Source organism: Paraburkholderia sp. J67, assembly GCF_905220265.1.
In the GTDB taxonomy this organism is placed as follows: domain Bacteria; phylum Pseudomonadota; class Gammaproteobacteria; order Burkholderiales; family Burkholderiaceae; genus Paraburkholderia.
Genome location: NZ_CAJMZK010000018.1, coordinates 143,685 through 163,415, shown reverse-complemented (window position 1 = coordinate 163,415; position 19,731 = coordinate 143,685). Strand labels below are relative to the sequence as shown.

Here is a 19,731-nt window from a genome sequence, read left to right as displayed (position 1 = left end):
ACGCGCTCCGGTGACAGATTCGGATGTTGATGTTGCATGGGCGCAGCGCTAGCGCCCCTCAGCTCGAAGCCGGAATGGGCTCGACGCGGCGCGGCGCGTAGGTTTCCCAACCGCTGCAGCCGGGGCATTGCCAGTAGAAGAGGCGTGCCCGGAAACCGCAGTTCTGGCAGGTGTAGCGCGGCAGATTCTTGGTGCGCTGCTGGATCAGCTTGCGCATGAGTTCCAGTTCGCTGCGCCGAGGCTCTTCGGCGCTGGCCTGCTGCGCTTCGAGCAGACGCGTCATGCCGGCGAGATTCGGCGACTTCTGCATCTGTGTGCGCGCAAGCGTGTGGGCGGCCTCCGGGCCGTTGAGCTCGGCTACATATTTATAGGCCACATCGAGCAGATCGTTCGACGAATGACGATCGACCCACTCGGTCATCAGTTGCGCGCCTTCGGGCGCGCGGCCCAGCGCGTCATAGGCCTTCATGACCTTTTCCGCGACGAGCGGCAGATAGGCGGGATTCTGCGCCTCGACACGCTTCCACTGGACGAGCGCGGCCTGCGCGTCGCTGCTCGCGGCGTCGACATCGCCCGCGAGGATCGTGGCGCGCACGTTCTGCGGATTCGCCTTGAGCGCGAGCGCGAGCTGGCGACGCGCCTCGTCCGGGTTCTTGCGCTGGAGCGCTTCCTGCGCGAGCTCACAATGGAACTGGGCGATTTCGAGGTCGAGCGACGGTGCGCCCATCGTTTCGAGCAGGCGCGCGGTTTCGATCGAACGATTCCAGTCCTTCTCGATCTCGTAGATCGTCAGCAGCGCGCGCTGCGCGCCTTGTGCATAGTCACCCGACTTGAGCGTGCCGAAGGTTTCCTCGGCGCGATCGAGCATGCCCGCTTTCAGGAAGTCCTGGCCCAGTTCGAAGAGCGCGTGGTCGCGCTCGTTCACCGGCAGGTCGGCGCGCGAGAGCAGATTCTGATGCACGCGGATCGCACGGTCGGTTTCGCCACGACGGCGGAACAGGTTGCCGAGCGCGAAGTGCAATTCGACCGTTTCCGGGTCGAGCTTGGCGACTTCGATGAACGCATCGATCGCCTTGTCCGGCTGCTCGTTGAGCAGGAAGTTCAGACCGCGGAAATAGGAACGCGGCAGGTTGGCGCTCTCGGAGAGCAGCGCCTTGAGGTCGTAGCGCGACGCCATCCAGCCGAGCGCGAAAGCGACGGGAATGACGAGGAGCCACCAGAAATCGAGATCCATGCGAGCGATGGTGAGAAGTATTCAGGCCGTGCGCCCAGCCAGGCGCGCGCGGCGGGCAATTCGAATCAAATGAGCGGCGGCAGCGGCGGCTCGGCGGGCACCACGGGCGTTTCGCGCGCCGTGCGCAGGTCTCGCTTGAGGCGGCCGTTCTCCATGCGCAGCCGGAAAATCGCCGGCAACGCCGAAAGCAGACCGGCCAGCAGCCCGACCACGAAGAACGCCAGCCCGATCAGAATGAGCGGGGCCTGCCACGCATAGCCGGCCAGAAAGTTCAGCGTCGTGGTTTGCGTGTTGGCCAGTGCGAGCACGAGCAGCAGCACGAACACCAGCACACGGATCACCCAGGCGATCAATCTCATGAAGGATTCTCTTGGCAGTTGCGGGAAAGCGCCGGCGCGACCGGCTTGCTGCACCGCAGCATCGAACGCGCCGAAGTGTCCCGTATTGTAATGGAACGGCTCACGCCCCGGCACGTGCGCGAAGCTACGCTGTAAGCCGATCAATGAGGGCCGACAAGGAGACCTTACACGGCCTCACCTTGCCTCACACCGCGAAAGAAACCGGCGCACAAGCGCTGCCCTGCACGCGGTCGTCAAAAAATGTAGACGAAAAAAAAGCGCCGGGTTTCGAAAAACCCTGCGCTTTCTTCGGTCCATGCACTGGCCATCTGGCATTGACCGCCAACGGCTGTAACCGCTGCAGCAACCCTGCGGCGCTTACAGATCGTCGTCCGGCTCGTCCGCCTTCAGCGGTTCGCCCGAACGACGGTCCACGCGCTCGCGCAACTCCTTGCCCGGCTTGAAATGCGGCACGAACTTCTCTGGCACCAGCACTTTTTCACCCGACTTGGGATTGCGTCCGACACGTGACGGCCGGCGATTCAGTCCGAAACTGCCGAAGCCGCGAATTTCGATGCGATGGCCCTTGGCAAGCGCCTCGGACATCGCATCGAGCATCGTTTTGACCGCGAAATCCGCATCCTTGAGGACAAGTTGCGGAAATCGCGTAGCCAGCTGCGCGACCAATTCAGATTTGGTCATACTTCAGCTTGCCCCCGTTTGAGGCTTACTGGTTCTGGCCGTCGAGCTTGGCCTTCAGCAGCGCGCCGAGGTTGGTCGTGCCGGTGGCAGCCGCACCCGTGTCCGACGACATGCTGCGCAGGGCTTCCTGCGTCTCAGCCGAATCCTTGGCCTTGATCGACAGGTTGATGCCACGCGACTTGCGATCGATGTTGATGATCATCGCGTTGACCTTGTCGCCTTCCTTCAGCACGTTGCGAGCATCTTCCACGCGGTCTTGCGCGATTTCCGAAGCACGCAGGTAGCCTTCGACGTCAGCGTTCAGGGTGATAACTGCACCCTTTGCGTCGACCGACTTGACCACGCCGTCGACCGTCGAACCCTTGTCGTTGACAGCAACGAAGTTGCTGAACGGGTCGCCTTCGAGCTGCTTGATACCCAGCGAGATGCGTTCCTTCTCGACGTCGATGCCCAGAACCACAGCTTCGACTTCGTCGCCCTTCTTGTACTTGCGAACAGCTTCTTCGCCCGTTTCCGACCACGACAGGTCCGACAGGTGAACCAGACCGTCGATGCCGCCAGGCAGACCGATGAAGACGCCGAAGTCGGTGATCGACTTGATTGCGCCTTGCAGCTTGTCGCCCTTCTTGAAGTTGCGGCTGAAGTCATCCCACGGATTCGGCTTGCATTGCTTCATGCCGAGCGAGATGCGGCGGCGGTCTTCGTCGATCTCGAGGACCATGACTTCGACTTCGTCGCCCAGCTGGACAACCTTCGACGGAGCAACGTTCTTGTTGGTCCAGTCCATTTCCGACACGTGAACCAGGCCTTCGATGCCCGATTCGACTTCGACGAACGCGCCGTAGTCGGTGATGTTGGTGACCTTACCGAACAGGCGCGTGCCCGACGGGTAACGGCGCGAGATGCCTTCCCACGGATCGTCGCCCAGTTGCTTGATACCGAGCGAAACGCGGTTCTTCTCTTGGTCGAACTTGAGGATCTTTGCCGTGACTTCCTGGCCAACCGACAGCACTTCCGACGGGTGACGCACGCGACGCCATGCGATGTCGGTGATGTGCAGCAGGCCGTCGATGCCGCCGAGGTCCACGAACGCGCCGTAGTCGGTGATGTTCTTGACCACGCCGTTGACGATCGCGCCTTCCTTCAGCGTTTCGAGCAGCTTTGCGCGCTCTTCGCCTTGGGTCGCTTCGATCACAGCGCGGCGCGACAGCACGACGTTGTTACGCTTGCGGTCGAGCTTGATGACGCGGAATTCGAGCGTCTTGCCTTCGTACGGCGTCGTGTCCTTGACCGGACGCGTGTCAACCAGCGAACCCGGCAGGAACGCGCGGATGCCGTTGACCATGACGGTCATGCCGCCCTTGACCTTGCCCGTGATCGTGCCGGTCACGAGTTCGTTGTTGTCGAGGGCCTTTTCCAGCGACAGCCACGAAGCGAGACGCTTCGCCTTGTCGCGCGACAGGATCGTGTCGCCGTAGCCGTTTTCCAGCGCGTCGATCGCGACGGAAACGAAATCGCCCGCCTGAACCTCCACTTCGCCCTGGTCGTTCAGGAATTCCTCGAGGGGAATGTAAGCCTCGGACTTCAGGCCAGCGTTGACGACCACGAAGTTGTGGTCGACGCGCACGACTTCAGCGGAGATGACTTCGCCGGCGCGCATGTCCTGGCGGGTCAGCGACTCTTCAAACAGAGCCGCGAAAGATTCGGTATTGGGGGTGGAGGTTTGCAGGTCGGACATAAAAATCTGGATTTGCATGGTTTTCGCTGCTCCGCCAGCCAGTTTTGACCGGTCGGGCGTTGAGGCCGGAGCGCTTACGTTCGCGGCACAGATGCAAAAGCCATACTAGGTTAAGGGGTTTAACACACGCCCCGCGATCTTCGCGAGGGCACCTTCAAGGTACAACTCATGCACAACTACTACGACTGCTCTTTATTGCGTCACTGAGTTTTGCCGTGACCATCGGGATGGCGCACCGCCTTCAGTTGATTCAGCTCCTGGTGCCACTGCACAACCTGCTCGACCGCCTGGTCGATAGATAGCGCCGAGGTATCCAGCAGCTTCGCATCCGCTGCGGGCTTGAGCGGCGCGGCCGCGCGATTGCTATCGCGCGCGTCACGTTCACGCAAATCCCGGAGCAAGTCATCCATATTAGCAGAAAAACCTTTTTGGATCAATTGCTTATACCGGCGGGCCGCGCGGGCCTCCACGCTGGCCGTCAGGAACACCTTCAGACCGGCATCCGGGAAGATCACCGTGCCCATGTCGCGGCCGTCTGCGACAAGGCCCGGCAGCTTGCGGAAGGCCCGCTGACGGGCCACCAGGGCCGCGCGCACCGACGGGTGCGCGGCGATCATCGAAGCGCGGTTGCCCACTTCCTCGGCGCGGATTTCGTTCGAAACGTCCGCGCCGTCGAGCTGGGCCAGGCCTTCGCGGAACGTGATGTGGAGATCGTCGATGAGCTTTGCAAGGCCGTCGGCGTCGTCGGCGGCGATCGTGTAGCGCAGGCTCGCGAGCGCGGCGAGGCGGTACAGCGCGCCGCTGTCGAGCAAGTGGAAGCCGAGATGCGCGGCGACCAGCGTGGCCACCGTGCCCTTGCCGGAGGCAGTCGGGCCATCGATCGCGATAACGGGCGTCGGGTAAAAGGGACGGGTCGATTTCATGCGGCGAAGATACTCGGCTGCGAAAGAATCAGGGTTGCGCGAGCGCCAGGAAGCGCTCGAAATAATCGGGGAACGTCTTGCCGACGCACTTCGGGTCGTTGATGCGCACCGGCACGCCGCCCAGGCTTACGAGCGAAAAGCACATGGCCATGCGGTGGTCGTCATAGGTGTCGATCGCGGCGTTCGGCGTGAGCTTCTCGGGCGGGCGCACGATCAGGTAGTCGGGGCCCTCTTCCACGTCGGCGCCCACTTTGCGCAACTCGGTCGCCATCGCCGCAATGCGGTCGGTTTCCTTCACGCGCCAGCTCGCGATGTTACGCAGCGTGGTCGCGCCGTCGGCGAACAGCGCCGCCACGGCGATCGTCATGGCCGCATCGGGAATCAGGTTGAAGTCCATGTCGATGGGGTCGAGCTTGCCGTGATCGTTGCCGATGCCGCGCACCTCGATCCAGTCGTCGGCCACCGTCACGTTCGCGCCCATGCGCATCAGTGCCGCCGCGAAGGCGACGTCGCCCTGGATGCTCGAACGGCCTACGCCCTCCACGCGCAACGGACCGCCGCCGATGGCGCCCGCCGCGAGGAAATACGACGCCGACGACGCATCGCCTTCGACCATGATCTTGCCGGGCGACTGGTAGCGCACGCCCGCCGGAATCTCGAAGCGATGCCAGCCGTGGCGCTCCACCTTCACGCCGAAGCGCTCCATCAGCTTGATCGTGATTTCGATGTAGGGCTTCGAGATCAGTTCGCCATCGACCTCGACGATGGTCACACCGCCTTCGGCGCGCACGAGCGGCAGCGTCATGAGCAGCGACGTGAGGAACTGGCTCGACACATCGCCGCGCACCTTGATGGGCGCGGTGACGTCGATCTGCGCCGGACGAATGCGCAGCGGCGGATAGCCCTCGTTCTCTTCGTAATCGATCTTCGCGCCGATCTGGCGCAGCCCGTCGACGAGATCGCCGATCGGCCGTTCATGCATGCGCGGCACGCCGTGGATGCGATAGTCGCCGCCGTTGACCGCGAGCGCCGCCGTCAGCGGGCGAACCGCCGTGCCGGCATTGCCGAGAAAGAGATCCGCGCGCACCGCCGTGAAGGCGCCGCGCGTGCCCTGCACGACGCAGGTGTCGTCGTCGCGCTTGAGCTTGACGCCGAGCGTTTCGAGCGCGTCGAGCATCACGCGCGTGTCGTCGGAATCGAGCAGATTCGTAATCGTCGTTTCGCCTTCGGCGAGCGCGGCGAGCAGCAGCACGCGGTTCGAGATGCTCTTCGAGCCGGGCAGACGGATCGTGCCGGACGCACGGGTGAACGGTCCGAGATCGAGGTGTTCCATGAGCGTGTCCTGATGGTGCGACATGAGGCTGAAATACAACGTGCAATGCGGCGAGTCCAGCGCCCTGCCGCATGACTGATGCTTACTTGTCGGGTCCTGCTTGCGACGGTGACGGCGCCGGCGCGGCATGCTTGCCGCCGCGCTCCTGCCACGCCTCGCGCGCCGCGCGCGAGCGCGCGAACACGGTTTCGAGCGCCGCGCCGTCACCGGCGTCGATCGCTGTGCGCAGCTTCGCCAGCACTTCAGTGTAGGCGTCGAGTTCCGCGAGCAGCGCCGTGCGGTTCGCAAGGCAAACGTCGCGCCACATTTCGGGGCTCGACGCGGCAATGCGCGTGAAGTCGCGGAAACCGCCCGCCGCGAACGAGAATTTCAGTTCGGCGTCGGGCGTGGCGAGAATCTGGTCCACCAGCGCGAACGACAGCACGTGCGGAAGATGGCTCACCGAAGCGAACACGCGGTCGTGCTGCTGAGCGCTCATCTGGCCGATCACGGCGCCCGTGGCGCGCCACATTTGCGCGATGCGCTCGACGTCGGCCGCTGCGTTTTCGGGCAGCGGGCACAGCACCACGTTGCGGCCCACGTAGAGATCGGGCAGCGCCGCTTCCACGCCGCTCGACTCACGGCCCGCGATCGGATGGCCCGGCACGAACTGGCCGATGCGCTCACCGAGCGCCGCGCGCGCGGCCGCGATCACGTCGCTCTTGGTGCTGCCCGCGTCGGTGATGATGGTCTGCGGCTGCAGATGCGGCGCGATGCGTTCGAGCAGCATCTGCGTCTGTGCAACGGGGGCGGCGATCAGCACGAGATCCGCGCCGTCGAGCGCCTTCGCCAGCGCCGCGTCATCGTCGAAGGTCGCGACGGCGTCGACGACGCCCAGCTCCAGCGCGCGCGCCACCGAATGCGCACGACGGCCTACGCCAATCACCTCGCCGACCGCATTGCCCGCCCCGCTCGCGCCACGTTCACGCAGCCCGCGCGCGAGCGATCCGCCGATCAGGCCGACGCCGAAAATCACCAGCTTCTTGAAAGAGAACGCGCTCACGCCATCACCAGAATAAGAAAGTTTGCACGCTCACGCCGTCGCGAGCGCACGTTCGAGCGCCGCGATGAAGGCCGCGTTTTCCTCGGCCAGACCGATGGTCACACGCAGCCACTGCGGCAAGCCATAACCGCCGACCGGGCGCACGATCACGCCCTGCTTGAGCAGCTCAAGATTCACGCGCTCACCCGCGCCATCTTCCTTGCCCACGCGCACGAGCACGAAGTTGCCGTCCGACGGCACGTATTCGAGGCCCATGCGCTCGAACGCGGCCGTGAGCGTGCGATAGCCTTCGGCATTCAGTGCGGCGCTCTGTTCGAGAAACTCCGAGTCGCCGAGCGCCGCAATCGCCGCGGCCTGTGCGAGCGTGTTCACATTGAAAGGCTGGCGCAGACGGTTGAGCAGATCGGTCAACGCCGGCTGCGCGATCGCGAAACCAATGCGCAGACCCGCGAGCCCATACGCCTTCGAAAACGTGCGCGACACCACCAGGTTCGGATAGCGCCGCACCCACGCGATCGAGTCGTAGCGCTTGTCTGCCGCGAGGTACTCGGTATAGGCCTCGTCGAGCACCACCACGACGTGATGCGGCACCTTCGCGATAAACGCTTCGAGCGCGGCGCCGTCGATGAACGTACCGGTCGGGTTATTCGGATTGGCGACGAAAATCAGGCGCGTGTCGTCGGCAATCGCCGCGAGCATCGCGTCGAGATCGTGGCCGTACTGCACCGCCGGCGTCACGATGTGTCGCGCGCCCAGGCCCTGAGTCGCCAGCGCATAAACCGCGAACGAATACTGCGAATAGACGATCGACTGGCCTCGCTCCACGCACGCGTGCGCCGCGATTTCGAGGATGTCATTGCTACCGTTGCCGAGCGTGACCCATTCGGGCGGCACGTCGTAGCGCGCAGCCAGCGCGGCCTTCAACTCGAACGCGTTCGAGTCCGGATAGCGACCCAGTTCGCTCGCCGCCTGGGCGATCGCGCGTTGCGCCGACGCAGGCATGCCAAGCGGATTCTCGTTCGACGCGAGCTTCACGATGCGCGCTTCGTCGAGACCGAACTCGCGCGCGACTTCGGAAATCGGCTTGCCAGCGACATACGGCGCGATCGCGCGAACGTAGGAAGGGCCGAATGGCGTGGTCATGCGTATCTCTCCAGTGCCGGCCAGAACAGGCGCTTGCGCGCCCCGCCCTGACCTCATGCAGGAAGCTGCGGGCCGACCGCGCCGCGCAACCTCATGGCGCGCGGTGCGGCGTGATCGAAGTGAAAAGCAACGAACGAAACGAAATGCGCCCGGGCAGGCCAGGCGTGCCGCTCAGCGCGAACGCGGATACGAACCGAGGATCTTCAGGAAAGCGGCCTTCTTGCCGAGTTCGTCGAGCGCGGCGGCCACAGCCGGGTCGTCGCGATGGCCTTCGAAGTCGATATAGAAGTAGTACTCCCACGTGCCGACGCGTGCCGGACGCGACTCGAAGCGCGTCATCGACACGCCGTGGCGCGCGAGCGGCTCAAGCAGCTTATAGACCGCACCCGGTTCGTTCTTCACCGACACGATCATCGAGGTCTGGTCATGGCCCGACACGCCCGCCGGCTGCTTGCCGATCATCACGAAGCGCGTGCGGTTATGCGGATCGTCCTGGATCAGCGCATTGGCGATCAGAAGACCGTAGTGCGTGGCCGCGCGATCGCCCGCGATGGCCGCGACCGTCGGATCTTCCGATGCGAGACGCGCGGCCTCGGCATTGCTCGACACGGCCTGGCGCTCGAGCTGCGGCGCATTCGCCGTGAGCCAGTGCTGGCACTGCGCAAGCGCCTGCGGATGCGCGCACACGCGCGTCACGCCCGCGAGCTTGCCGCTTTGCGTCATCAGGTTGTGCTGGATCGGCAGCGCGATTTCGCCGCCGATCACGAGCTGCGTCTGCAGGAACAGATCGAGCGTGCGCGACACCGCGCCTTCCGCCGAATTCTCGACCGGCACCACGCCGAATTCGGAAGCGCCCGACTCGACTGCGCGGAACACTTCGTCGATCGACGGGCACGGCAGGCCTTCGATCGACTGACCGAAGTACGCGAACATCGCCTGCTCGCTATACGTGCCCACCGGCCCGAGAAACGCGGCCGTGATGGTCTTTTCGAGCGAGCGGCTCGCGGCCATGATCTCGCGCCAGATCGCGCTGATGTGATCGTTGCCGAGCGGGCCGTCGCTCAGGTTCTGCAGGCGCTCGATCACCTGGAGCTCGCGCTCCGGGCGAAACACGGGCGCATTGAAGTGCTTCTTGACTTCGCCCACTTCGAGCGCGACCGAGGCGCGCTGGTTCAGGAGCGCGATGAGCTGCGCGTCGATGGCGTCGATGCGCTCGCGCAACGGCTTGAGTTGGGAATTAAGTTCGTCGTCCATGCGTGAAACCGGCAATCAGAAAGGATACGTGCGAGGCACTACGCGGCGCCTGTATCAGGCGCGCGTTGCCTCGAATTCCTTCATGTACTCGACCAGTGCCTGAACTGCTTCGAGCGGCACCGCGTTGTAAATCGACGCCCGCATGCCGCCGACGGACTTGTGGCCCTTCAGCTGCAGAAGCCCGCGCGCCTTCGCGCCGGCCAGGAAATCATCGTTACGTGTCTCATCGGCGAGGAAGAACGGGACGTTCATCCGCGAGCGCGCGCGGCGCTCCACCTTGTTGAGGTAGAAGCTGCTCGCGTCGATCGTGTCGTAGAGCAGCTGCGCTTTTTCGATATTGCGCGCTTCGATGGCTTCGAGGCCACCCTGGCGCTTCAACCACTTGAACACCAGCCCGGCGATATAGATCGCATAGGTGGGCGGCGTGTTGAACATGGAGTTGTTGGCGGCGACCGTCTTCCATTCGAACGCCGACGGGCAGATGGGCATCGCGCGGTCGAGCAGGTCTTCGCGCACGATCACCACGGTCACACCCGCCATGCCGATATTCTTCTGCGCGCCGCCGTAGAGCACGCCGTACTTGGCGATGTCCATCGGGCGCGAAAGGATGTGCGACGACGCATCCGCCACGAGCGGAATGTCGCCCAGATCGGGGATCTCGAAGGTCTCGACGCCGTCGATCGTCTCGTTGGTGCACAGATGCACGTAGGCGGGATCGTCGGAGAGCTGCCACTCGCTTACTGCCGGCGAATGCGTGAAGCCGGCCTCGGTGCGGCCCGTTGCAGCGATGTGCGAGGCGCCGTACTTGAGCGCTTCCTTCTGCGACTTCTGCGACCACGAACCCGTGATGACGAAATCCGCACGCGGCTTCGCGCCGAACAGGTTCAACGGCACGATGGCGTTTTCGCCGATACCGCCGCCTTGCAGGAACAGGATCTGGTGGCTCGCGGGCACCTGCATCAGGTCACGCAGATCGAGCAGCGCCTCGCTGTGGATGCGCATGAATTCCGGGCCGCGATGGCTCATTTCCATCACGCTCATACCGCTGCCATGCCAGTCGAGCATTTCGTCGGCGGCCTGACGGAGGACCTCTTCGGGCAATGCTGCCGGTCCGGCGGAGAAGTTGAAGACGCGCATCGTTTTGGGGATCCCCGAGGCGGGCGCTGCGGCAGTGGACGCCGGGACGCGCCGAAAAAAGAAAATGGCCGTCTGCGCTTATCGCGCAAACGGCCATTATCGCATTGTCGCCGGGAACCCGCCAACGCGCGGTTCCGGGCAAGGCGCCGCGATCTGGCCCGCGTTTTACCGGATTGCTCCGGCAAACGCGTGCCTGCGGGCGCCCTTTTACGATGCGTGTTACCTCGGTATTACTTTGCCGGCTTGACCGACGCGACTTCCTTGTCAGCCTGGTCGCGCGTTGCCTTGATCGATTGCGGCATGTACTTCTGCATCAGGCCGTTGACCACATCGCGGCCAACCTGGTCCTGAACCTGGATGAACTTGCGGCCGGTCGGGCTGCGGTAGAACGTCGACAGATCCTTGATTTCCTGCGTGCTGTAGTACTTTGCGTAGGCTTCGTACTGGGCTTCCATCGCATCTTGCTTGAAGCCGTCCGTGTTGAAGACCTGACCTGCCGAGTCAACCAGCTTCGGCACGGCGTTCTTTTGCAGCGTCGGGACGGAAGCCTGCTTCTGCTTGTCCGTCATCGTCTTGTTTTCCGACAGTGCGTCCGAGAGGATCGCCGGCACGAGTTGCTTGGCTTGCATCTGTGCGCTGTTGCCGATTGCGCCGACGAGCTTCTGCGCGTCGATTGCGTCCAGCAGGTCCTTGATCGCGGCTTGCTTGGCCGGATCGATCGGTGCTGCGGCAGCAGCCGGAGCCGTCGCGGGCGCCTGGTTCTGGAGCGCCTGAGCCATCGCGAACGTCGGCACGAGAGCGGCCAGCAACATAACCTGCTTGAATCGTTTTTGCATCATTACTCCCTCTGTGAAATTAATCGAATTGCCTGCCGTGCGGACTGCGGGGCGCGCCTGATTCGGCCTGGCCACGGACTGTTCCGCGACCCTTGCGCCCACTGCCCGATCCGCCCGGCACCATTCAGAACCTGCGGTGTCGTGCAGCTTGCATGAGCCACTGCGACACCCCCGGCGATCAACCTGCAAACAGCCCGCGAACCGCCTGCGAGCAAGCTGCAAATGCCCGACTACCAACAGACTACAAACGCCTGACACGACTCGGCCCGCTCGCGCGGGCCGTTCAATCCAGCGGGCGTAGCCTTACTCTTCGCTTTCGCCCTCGTCTTCAGCGATGTCACCTTCGGCATCTGCCTCCGCAACCTGCTGCAGGCCCGAGAGCTTCGTGCCTTCGTCAAGGCTGATGAGTGTAACACCTTGCGTTGCGCGGCCCATTTCGCGGATCTCCGAGACACGCGTGCGGATCAGCACACCCGTGGTCGTGATCAGCATGATCTGCGCTTCGGGGTCCACCAGCGTGGCCGCCACCACCTTGCCGTTGCGCTCCGACGTCTGGATCGCAATCATGCCCTTGGTGCCGCGGCCGTGACGTGTGTACTCGGTGATCGGCGTGCGCTTGCCGTAGCCGTTTTCGGTGGCGGTCAGCACGGACTGCTGTTCGTCGCCGGCCACCAGCAGGGCAATGACCTGCTGGCCGTCGTCGAGCTGCATGCCGCGCACGCCGCGTGCCTCACGGCCCATCGGACGCACGTCGTTCTCGTCGAAGCGCACGGCCTTGCCGGCGTCGGAGAACAGCATGACGTCGTGTTCGCCGTCAGTGATGGCCGCGCCGATCAGGTAATCGCCGTCGTCAAGGCCGACCGCAATAATACCCTTGCGCAACGGGCGGCTGAAGGCTTCAAGCGGGGTCTTCTTGACCGTACCCAGGGCCGTCGCCATAAAGACGAACTTGTCGGCCGAGAATTCCTTCACCGGCAGCACGACCGTGATCTTCTCGCCGTCCTGCAGCGGGAACATGTTCACGATCGGACGGCCGCGCGAGTTGCGCGAACCTTGCGGAACCTCATAGACCTTGACCCAGTACACGCGGCCGCGGTTCGAGAAGCACAGGATATGGTCGTGCGTGTTCGCGATAAAGAGCGTGTCGATCCAGTCGTCGTCCTTCATCGACGTCGCCTGCTTGCCGCGACCGCCGCGCTTCTGGGCGCGATATTCGGACAACGGCTGCGATTTCACGTAACCCGCGTGCGACATGGTCACCACCATGTCCTGCGGCGTGATCAGATCTTCTGTGTTGAGCTCGGTCGCGTTCATCTCGATCTTCGAGCGGCGGGCATCGCCGAATTCGCTCTTGATCGAGATCAGTTCCTCGGAAATCATCGTCGTTACGCGCTCGGGGCGCGCAAGGATGTCGAGCAGGTCGGCGATCTGCGCCATCACTTCGCGGTACTCGCCAATGATCTTGTCCTGCTCCAGCCCCGTCAGGCGCTGCAAACGCATTTGCAGGATTTCCTGCGCCTGCGTGTCGGACAGACGGTAGAGACCATCGCCCTGCATACCATATAGCGGGTTGAGGCCTTCCGGACGATAGGCTTCGCGACCACCCGCCGCAGCGTTGTCCTGCTCGGCGCGCTGAAGCATTTCGCGCACCAGCGACGAATCCCACGACTTGTTCATCAACTCCTGCTTCGCGATCGGCGGCGTGGGCGCAGCCTTGATGATGGCGATGAAGTCGTCGATGTTCGCGAGCGCGACGGCGAGGCCTTCGAGCACGTGACCGCGTTCGCGCGCCTTGCGCAGCTCGTATACAGTGCGCCGCGTGAGCACTTCGCGGCGGTGCGACAGGAAATGATCGAGCATTTCCTTCAGGTTCAGCAGCTTCGGCTGGTTGTCCACCAGCGCGACCATGTTCATGCCGAACGTGTCCTGCAGCTGCGTCGCCTTGTAAAGGTTGTTGAGAATGACCTCCGGCACTTCACCGCGCTTGAGCTCGATCACGACACGCATGCCGCTCTTGTCGGACTCGTCGCGGATGTCGGAAATGCCTTCGAGCTTCTTCTCGTTGACCAGCTCGGCGATGCGCTCGAGCAGCGAACGCTTGTTCACCTGATACGGCAGTTCATCGACGATGATCGCCATGCGCTGACCGCGGTCGATCTCTTCGAAGTGCGTGGCGGCACGCATCACGACGCGACCGCGCCCCGTGCGATAGCCGTCGCGCACGCCCGCGACGCCGTAGATGATGCCGGCGGTCGGGAAATCGGGGGCGGGAATGATCTCGATCAACTCGTCGATCGTGGCCTGGGGATTTTTCAGCAGGTGCTGGCAGGCATCGACAACTTCGTTGAGATTGTGCGGCGGGATGTTCGTGGCCATGCCGACCGCAATCCCCGACGAGCCGTTGATCAGCAGGTTCGGGATGCGTGCGGGCAGGATCAGCGGCTCGCTTTCGCTGCCGTCGTAGTTCGGCCCGAAGTCGACCGTTTCCTTGTCGATGTCGGCCAGCAGTTCGTGGCCGATCTTCGCCATGCGGATTTCGGTGTAACGCATGGCCGCGGCGTTGTCGCCGTCGATCGAGCCGAAGTTGCCCTGGCCGTCGACCAGCATGTAGCGCAGCGAGAAGTTCTGCGCCATCCGGACGATGGTGTCGTAGACAGCCGTGTCGCCGTGCGGATGGTATTTACCGATCACGTCGCCGACAATACGCGCCGACTTCTTGTAGGCACGGTTCCAGTCGTTATTCAACTCGTGCATCGCGTACAGCACGCGCCGGTGCACGGGCTTGAGGCCGTCGCGCACATCCGGAAGCGCCCGCCCGACGATCACGCTCATCGCGTAATCGAGATACGAGCGGCGCATTTCCTCCTCGAGGGAGATAGGCAGAGTCTCTTTGGCGAATTGATCCATTATCGATGTCGTTGTCAGGCACGCGCGATGCTTGCGGCATAAGCCGCCGGAAGCATCGCGACACACCCTGCTGTCGCATGGACGCCGCAGACGCAGCGCAATCTTCCGATTCTATCATGCGCGGCACCCCCGCCCGCCGCCTGGGCGCGATGCACGTATACCTATTAGAGGGATGACCACGAGCGGCGCAGAAACGCGCAGAACGACATTCACGCGCGACGAATCATTGAGTCTCGAGAGTGTCCGGCGCGCGACAAGAAACGCGCATTTACCACCTGAATATGACAATGCGCAGATCGCAATGCGGGATGACTTGCGCTTGCCCAACTACCAGGCACACTACCAGGAGATCGAGCGGGAACTTTTTGTTGCGGGTGTACCACATTCGACAAGCCCCTCAGAAAAGGGGCGGATTTTTTTTATCGTCGGAAGGGAACGATATGGCAAAATGCCAACGCACAAAGAGTTAGACACCGCTCGAAGTCTACACAAGACGTGCCCCACAACGCGCCAATGTTATACTTCGAGCAATGTATGACTTGTCTTCGTCATATGGCTCGCAGTAAACCTGCGGTAATCTCAATTTCGAGAGGAGAAATATGAATAAACTTTCAAAGCTCGCGTTCATTGCAGCTACCGCAGTAGTCGCTGCAACCGCCCAGGCACAATCGGTGCCGGCGTCGCGACAAGCCGTCAATGACAACTGGGTGAATGGTACCGGCGAATACGTGTGGATGAACGGCACGAACGAACTGTGCTGGCGCGATGCATTCTGGACGCCGGCCACGGCCAACGCCAAGTGCGATGGCGCACTGGTCGCCCAGGCACCGACGCCGCCGGTCGCTCCGGTTGCTCCGGCTATCACGAGCCAGAAGATCACCTATCAAGCTGACGCCCTGTTCGACTTCGACAAGGCTATCCTGAAGCCGGCTGGCAAGGAAAAGCTGGACGATCTGGCAAGCAAGATTCAAGCGCTGAACCTCGAAGTCGTCGTCGCGACCGGCTACACGGACCGCATCGGCTCGGCTGCCTACAACGACCGTCTGTCGCTGCGCCGTGCGCAAGCAGTCAAGTCGTACCTGGTCAGCAAGGGCGTTCCGGCAGAGCGTATCTACACGGAAGGCAAGGGCAAGCGCAACCCGGTTACGACTGGTTGCAACCAGAAGAACCACAAGCAACTCATCGCCTGCCTCGCACCGGATCGCCGCGTGGAAGTCGAAGTCGTCGGCACGCAAAAGCAGTAAGCTGCTCGCTGCGACAGCAAGTCTCAAAGCCCCGCTTCGGCGGGGCTTTTTTTATGCGGCGATTGAATTGAATCGCGCAGGCTTTTGCATGCATCAGGCGATCAACACGCCTGAAGCCGCCCGGGCATGCGAACTGCGGCCGCTCATGCAGACTTGGCGCGCATTTTGCCGCCATCGCCCCCCGCCCTTATACTCTGGGCTTGTTCCACCCTCACTGGCGCGCTTCACGCCAATCCGACATGACGAATGCCGATCCCCACGAACTTCAGAAATTCAGCGATCTCGCTCATCGCTGGTGGGACCCGAACGCGGAGTTCAAGCCGCTGCACGAGCTGAACCCCATCCGTCTCGGCTGGATCGACAGCCATGCTCAACTGACGGGCAAGCGCGTACTCGACATCGGTTGCGGCGGCGGCATCCTGTCGGAATCGATGGCGGGACTGGGCGCGAATGTGAAAGGCATCGACCTGTCCAGCGAAGCGCTGGGTGTGGCCGACCTGCATAGCCTCGAAAGCGGCATCACGGTGGACTACGAGGAGATCGCGGCCGAAGCGATCGCGGCGCGCGAGCCCGCCTCGTTCGACGTGGTCACCTGCATGGAAATGCTGGAGCACGTGCCCGAGCCGCTGAGCGTGGTGAAAGCTTGTGCAACGCTTGTGAAGCCGGGCGGCTGGGTGTTCTTCTCGACGCTCAACCGCAACGTGAAGTCCTATCTGCTGGCCGTGATCGGCGCCGAATACATCGCGCAGATGCTGCCCAAGGGCACCCACGACTACGCGCGCTTCATCCGTCCTTCTGAGCTTGCGGGCTTTGTGCGCCAGGCGGGTCTGACGGCAGCCGAGATCAAGGGCATCACCTACAATCCGCTCACGCGTCGCTTCGCGCTGTCGAACGACTCCAGCGTCAATTACATGATCGCCTGCCGGCGCGGCGCCTGAACCGGCGCGCCCTCTTCTCCGTCTTCCCTGACATGACCCAGAACACGTCTGAAAGCGCGTCAGCCTCGGCGGACGGCGCTGCGCTCCTTGCCTGCGACGCCGTCTTGTTCGACTTCGACGGCACGCTCGCCGATACGGCGCCCGACCTCGCGGCCGCCGTCAACCAGATGCGCCATGCGCGCGGCCTCGCGCCCGCGCCCTACGAGAAACTGCGCCCGCTCGCCTCGGCAGGCGCGCGCGGCCTGATCGGCGGCGCCTTCGGCATTGGCCCCGACGACCGCGAGTTCGCCGCGATGCGCGAGGAGTTTCTCGCCAACTACGCGGCCAACCTGCGCGTGGAGACGGCCTTGTTCCCGGGCATCGACGCCGTACTCGACGACCTCGACGCCCGTGGCGTGCGCTGGGGCATCGTGACCAACAAGGTCGCGCGCCTGACCGATCCGCTCGTGAAGCTCATGCACCTCGACACGCGCGCAGCCTGCGTGGTGAGCGGCGACACGACACCCTATTCGAAGCCCCACCCCGCGCCGCTGCTGCACGCGGCGCAGGCGCTCGGCATCGACGCGACGCGCGTGGTCTATGTCGGCGACGACCTGCGCGACGTGCAGGCCGGCCACGCGGCCGGCATGGCGACGATCGCCGCGGCCTACGGCTACTGTGGCAATGTCGAGCCGCCCGAGCAGTGGAACGCCGACTTCGTGGCCGACACGGCCGAAGCGCTGTTCGCCCTGCTCCAGCACGTGCGACCGCGCACCTGAGGCCGCCGCGCCCCTTGAAAAGGGCACGGTTCGCCTCATCTGCCGAACTATGGGATAATTGATCCTTCCTCTGGGGCCGACCTGGTTTCGACAGGGGTTATGAAGTAGGCAGGGCATGCCGAGGACCCGTCACCTCGTTAATCAATGGGAAAAACGTAACTGCAAACGACGATACGTTCGCACTGGCAGCCTAAGGGCCGCCGTCCTCTGCCTAGCTCACTGACGGGCTAGCGTCGCAAGACCGGTAGCAATACCGCCAGAGGTCATATACGTCAGTTAAGCTCTGTCGGCGTCACGACGCCAGGGTCGAAAATTTAGTGAATCGCCGTAGCGCAGCGTGTTCGTCCGCGACGCTCCGGTTAAATCAAATGACAGAACTACGCATGTAGAACTGTTTATGGACTGCTTCTGGACGCGGGTTCGATTCCCGCCGGCTCCACCAGAATTTGTTGCAGAAAAATAAAAACCCGCGAAAGCTTTTAAAGCTCTCGCGGGTTTTTTGTTTTTGCGGTGCAATAAATTCGTAAAAATCTGCAAAGGAATTTACAAAAAACAAAAGGCGACGCAAACACGCCGCCTTTCATTATCAATACCGCAAAGTTAATTATCCTGCGGGCATTGCAGATTACAGCCATTCGGATCGCCGAGATCGCCTTTCTTGCGCATGGCGGACGCTTTACCGTGCTGATATTTGCTGGACGGCGCGGACGCCGCGAACTGCATCTGCGGATGTTCCTGGAGGCGGAACTCGTCGGTCAGGATGCCGCCCGGGACGCCGGGCGAGTTCTGCGCGAAAGCGATGTTGACGGTGGCAAACAGCGCGCCCGCGGTTGCGGCGGCTGCACAAACATTGAGCAAATATTTCATGGTCGATCGGCGCGGACTGCGCGCATCTGGAACGGGGGAGCGGTTACAGATCGAAAGTATCACAAAAAGCCGCCCACTCTGCAGCGCAGACCGACGCTCATGTTGCTCCGCATTACAACGCACGCGCGCTCCGGCAACACGGCTCAGGCAGCGAACGCCCGCCCCGACCAGCCCTCGCCGAGCGGCACGACCGTGCCGCACGCGCCCGGATCATAGCCCTCGAGCCGCGCCACCGCCTCGCGGAACGGCGCACCGCGCAGCAGTTCGAGCACAGCGGCCAGCGGTTCGCGCTCGAGCTGGCCGCGCTCGCAGGCAAAGTAATAGTCCTCGTCGGCGATCGGGATGAAGTCGAGCCCAAAGTGATGCGCGGCCGGCTCGACGCCGAAGCCCACATCGGCCATGCCGCTCGCGACGAATGCCGCGATCGCCGAGTGCGTGAGTTCCGACGAGGCATACCCATTCACGCGATCCGGATCGACGCCGATGCGCGTGAGCAGCAGGTCGATCAACAAGCGCGTGCCCGAGCCCGGCTGACGGTTCACGAAACGGATATCCCCGCGCGCGAGATCGGCGAGCCCCGCAATCTGGCGCGGGTTGCCCCGTTCGACGAAGAGACCTTGCTTGCGGCGTGTGAGGTGGATCAGCACATGGCGCTGCGGATCGAGCCAGTTGCGGTAGGCGTCGGCGCAGGCCGAGCGAAACTCGCCACGCGGCAGATGGAAGCCCGCGAGATCGCACTCGCCGCGCGCGAGCGCGGTGATGGCATCGGCGCTATCGCGGTACTTGATGTCGACCGGCACCTGATCGCCGACCAGGGCCGTCACCAGCGCCGCCACCGCATAGCCGTGCGAGGCATGGATGCGCAGATCCTGCACGTCGGGCGCGAGCCAGCGGTTGAGGTCGCTCGCCACTTCGCTCGCGAGCGCCTGGAGGTTGCCCTGCAAACGCTCGGTGCACAGACGCTGCGAGCGCAGAACCGCCTCGCCCAGTTCGGAGAGCACCGAGCCGCGGCCGCGCGCCTTGGCGATCAGCGCGCCGCCCAGGCGCTCCTCGACATCGCGCAACAATCCCCACGCGTGGCGATAGGACAAACCCTTACGCTGTGCGGCCTGCGCAATGCTGCCTTCCTGCGCGACGAGCGCGAGCAGCGGCACCACGTCCGTCAGGCTTGCCTCGCGGCCTTCCACGTCGCGCACGACCAGTTGCGCCTGGCAATCGACCTTGATCATTATGAAGTCTTCCTTCCTATTGCATCGGCCATTCTACGGGCCTATTGTTCGTCCATACAACAAGACAACCCCAGCATAGATGCACACTTTATGAATAACAAGTGCATA

17 protein-coding genes and 1 other RNA gene are annotated in these 19,731 nt (G+C 63.3%); 4 read left to right on the top strand and 14 right to left on the bottom strand.

Annotated features, from left to right (window positions below; genetic code table 11):
• Window positions 1-58 precede the first annotated feature (58 nt).
• The 12 genes from lapB to gyrA all read right to left on the bottom strand — a co-directional run bounded on the left by lapB (window position 59) and on the right by gyrA (window position 14,587).
• The gene (lapB, locus tag U5782_RS27590) at window positions 59-1,234 is read right to left on the bottom strand and encodes a lipopolysaccharide assembly protein LapB (protein ID WP_322047058.1); all 1,176 of its coding nucleotides are present in this window, start codon (window positions 1,232-1,234) and stop codon (window positions 59-61) included.
• Window positions 1,235-1,299: 65 nt separating this feature from the next.
• Window positions 1,300-1,593: a LapA family protein gene (locus U5782_RS27585; protein WP_322047057.1), complete on the bottom strand. Its 294-nt coding sequence runs from the start codon at window positions 1,591-1,593 to the stop codon at window positions 1,300-1,302.
• Window positions 1,594-1,950: 357 nt separating this feature from the next.
• Window positions 1,951-2,274 carry an integration host factor subunit beta gene (locus U5782_RS27580; RefSeq protein WP_028226806.1) on the bottom strand — a complete coding sequence of 108 codons (324 nt, stop codon included), beginning with the start codon at window positions 2,272-2,274 and terminating at the stop codon, window positions 1,951-1,953.
• A 25-nt stretch (window positions 2,275-2,299) separates the two neighbouring features.
• On the bottom strand, window positions 2,300-4,030 hold the full coding sequence (rpsA, locus tag U5782_RS27575; RefSeq protein WP_027817383.1) for a 30S ribosomal protein S1: 1,731 nt from the start codon (window positions 4,028-4,030) through the stop codon (window positions 2,300-2,302).
• Window positions 4,031-4,212: 182 nt separating this feature from the next.
• Window positions 4,213-4,935: a (d)CMP kinase gene (gene cmk, locus U5782_RS27570; protein WP_322047056.1), complete on the bottom strand. Its 723-nt coding sequence runs from the start codon at window positions 4,933-4,935 to the stop codon at window positions 4,213-4,215.
• A 28-nt stretch (window positions 4,936-4,963) separates the two neighbouring features.
• On the bottom strand, window positions 4,964-6,268 hold the full coding sequence (gene aroA, locus U5782_RS27565; protein WP_322047055.1) for a 3-phosphoshikimate 1-carboxyvinyltransferase: 1,305 nt from the start codon (window positions 6,266-6,268) through the stop codon (window positions 4,964-4,966).
• Window positions 6,269-6,350: 82 nt separating this feature from the next.
• Window positions 6,351-7,310, bottom strand: coding sequence for a prephenate dehydrogenase (locus tag U5782_RS27560; RefSeq protein WP_322047054.1), 960 nt, complete (start codon window positions 7,308-7,310; stop codon window positions 6,351-6,353).
• A gap of 30 nt (window positions 7,311-7,340) precedes the next feature.
• A complete protein-coding gene (gene hisC / locus U5782_RS27555) occupies window positions 7,341-8,453 on the bottom strand; it encodes a histidinol-phosphate transaminase (protein ID WP_322047053.1) in 1,113 nt (370 codons plus the stop codon).
• Window positions 8,454-8,624: 171 nt separating this feature from the next.
• Window positions 8,625-9,707, bottom strand: coding sequence for a prephenate dehydratase (pheA, locus tag U5782_RS27550; protein ID WP_322047052.1), 1,083 nt, complete (start codon window positions 9,705-9,707; stop codon window positions 8,625-8,627).
• A gap of 54 nt (window positions 9,708-9,761) precedes the next feature.
• A complete protein-coding gene (serC, locus tag U5782_RS27545) occupies window positions 9,762-10,844 on the bottom strand; it encodes a 3-phosphoserine/phosphohydroxythreonine transaminase (RefSeq protein WP_322047051.1) in 1,083 nt (360 codons plus the stop codon).
• 230 nt (window positions 10,845-11,074) lie between these two features.
• Window positions 11,075-11,680, bottom strand: a complete 606-nt coding sequence (locus U5782_RS27540; RefSeq protein WP_322047063.1) for a DUF2059 domain-containing protein — start codon at window positions 11,678-11,680, stop codon at window positions 11,075-11,077.
• A 303-nt stretch (window positions 11,681-11,983) separates the two neighbouring features.
• Entirely contained in the window at window positions 11,984-14,587 is a 2,604-nt protein-coding gene (gyrA, locus tag U5782_RS27535) for a DNA gyrase subunit A (protein WP_322047050.1), read from the bottom strand.
• A 599-nt stretch (window positions 14,588-15,186) separates the two neighbouring features.
• On the opposite strand from gyrA, the gene ompA reads away from it, so the two are divergent.
• The 4 genes from ompA to ssrA all read left to right on the top strand — a co-directional run bounded on the left by ompA (window position 15,187) and on the right by ssrA (window position 17,969).
• Complete coding sequence (gene ompA, locus U5782_RS27530) at window positions 15,187-15,831, top strand: outer membrane protein OmpA (RefSeq protein WP_322047049.1); 645 nt, start codon at window positions 15,187-15,189, stop codon at window positions 15,829-15,831.
• Between the two features lie 239 nt (window positions 15,832-16,070).
• On the top strand, window positions 16,071-16,769 hold the full coding sequence (gene ubiG, locus U5782_RS27525) for a bifunctional 2-polyprenyl-6-hydroxyphenol methylase/3-demethylubiquinol 3-O-methyltransferase UbiG (RefSeq protein ID WP_322047048.1): 699 nt from the start codon (window positions 16,071-16,073) through the stop codon (window positions 16,767-16,769).
• Window positions 16,770-16,801: 32 nt separating this feature from the next.
• Window positions 16,802-17,527, top strand: coding sequence for a phosphoglycolate phosphatase (gph, locus tag U5782_RS27520; RefSeq protein WP_322047047.1), 726 nt, complete (start codon window positions 16,802-16,804; stop codon window positions 17,525-17,527).
• A gap of 72 nt (window positions 17,528-17,599) precedes the next feature.
• Window positions 17,600-17,969: a transfer-messenger RNA gene (ssrA, locus tag U5782_RS27515) on the top strand.
• 158 nt (window positions 17,970-18,127) lie between these two features.
• Here the strand turns inward: ssrA and U5782_RS27510 are convergent.
• Window positions 18,128-18,394: a hypothetical protein gene (locus U5782_RS27510; protein WP_322047046.1), complete on the bottom strand. Its 267-nt coding sequence runs from the start codon at window positions 18,392-18,394 to the stop codon at window positions 18,128-18,130.
• A gap of 143 nt (window positions 18,395-18,537) precedes the next feature.
• Window positions 18,538-19,623: a substrate-binding domain-containing protein gene (locus U5782_RS27505; RefSeq protein ID WP_322047045.1), complete on the bottom strand. Its 1,086-nt coding sequence runs from the start codon at window positions 19,621-19,623 to the stop codon at window positions 18,538-18,540.
• Window positions 19,624-19,731 lie beyond the last annotated feature (108 nt).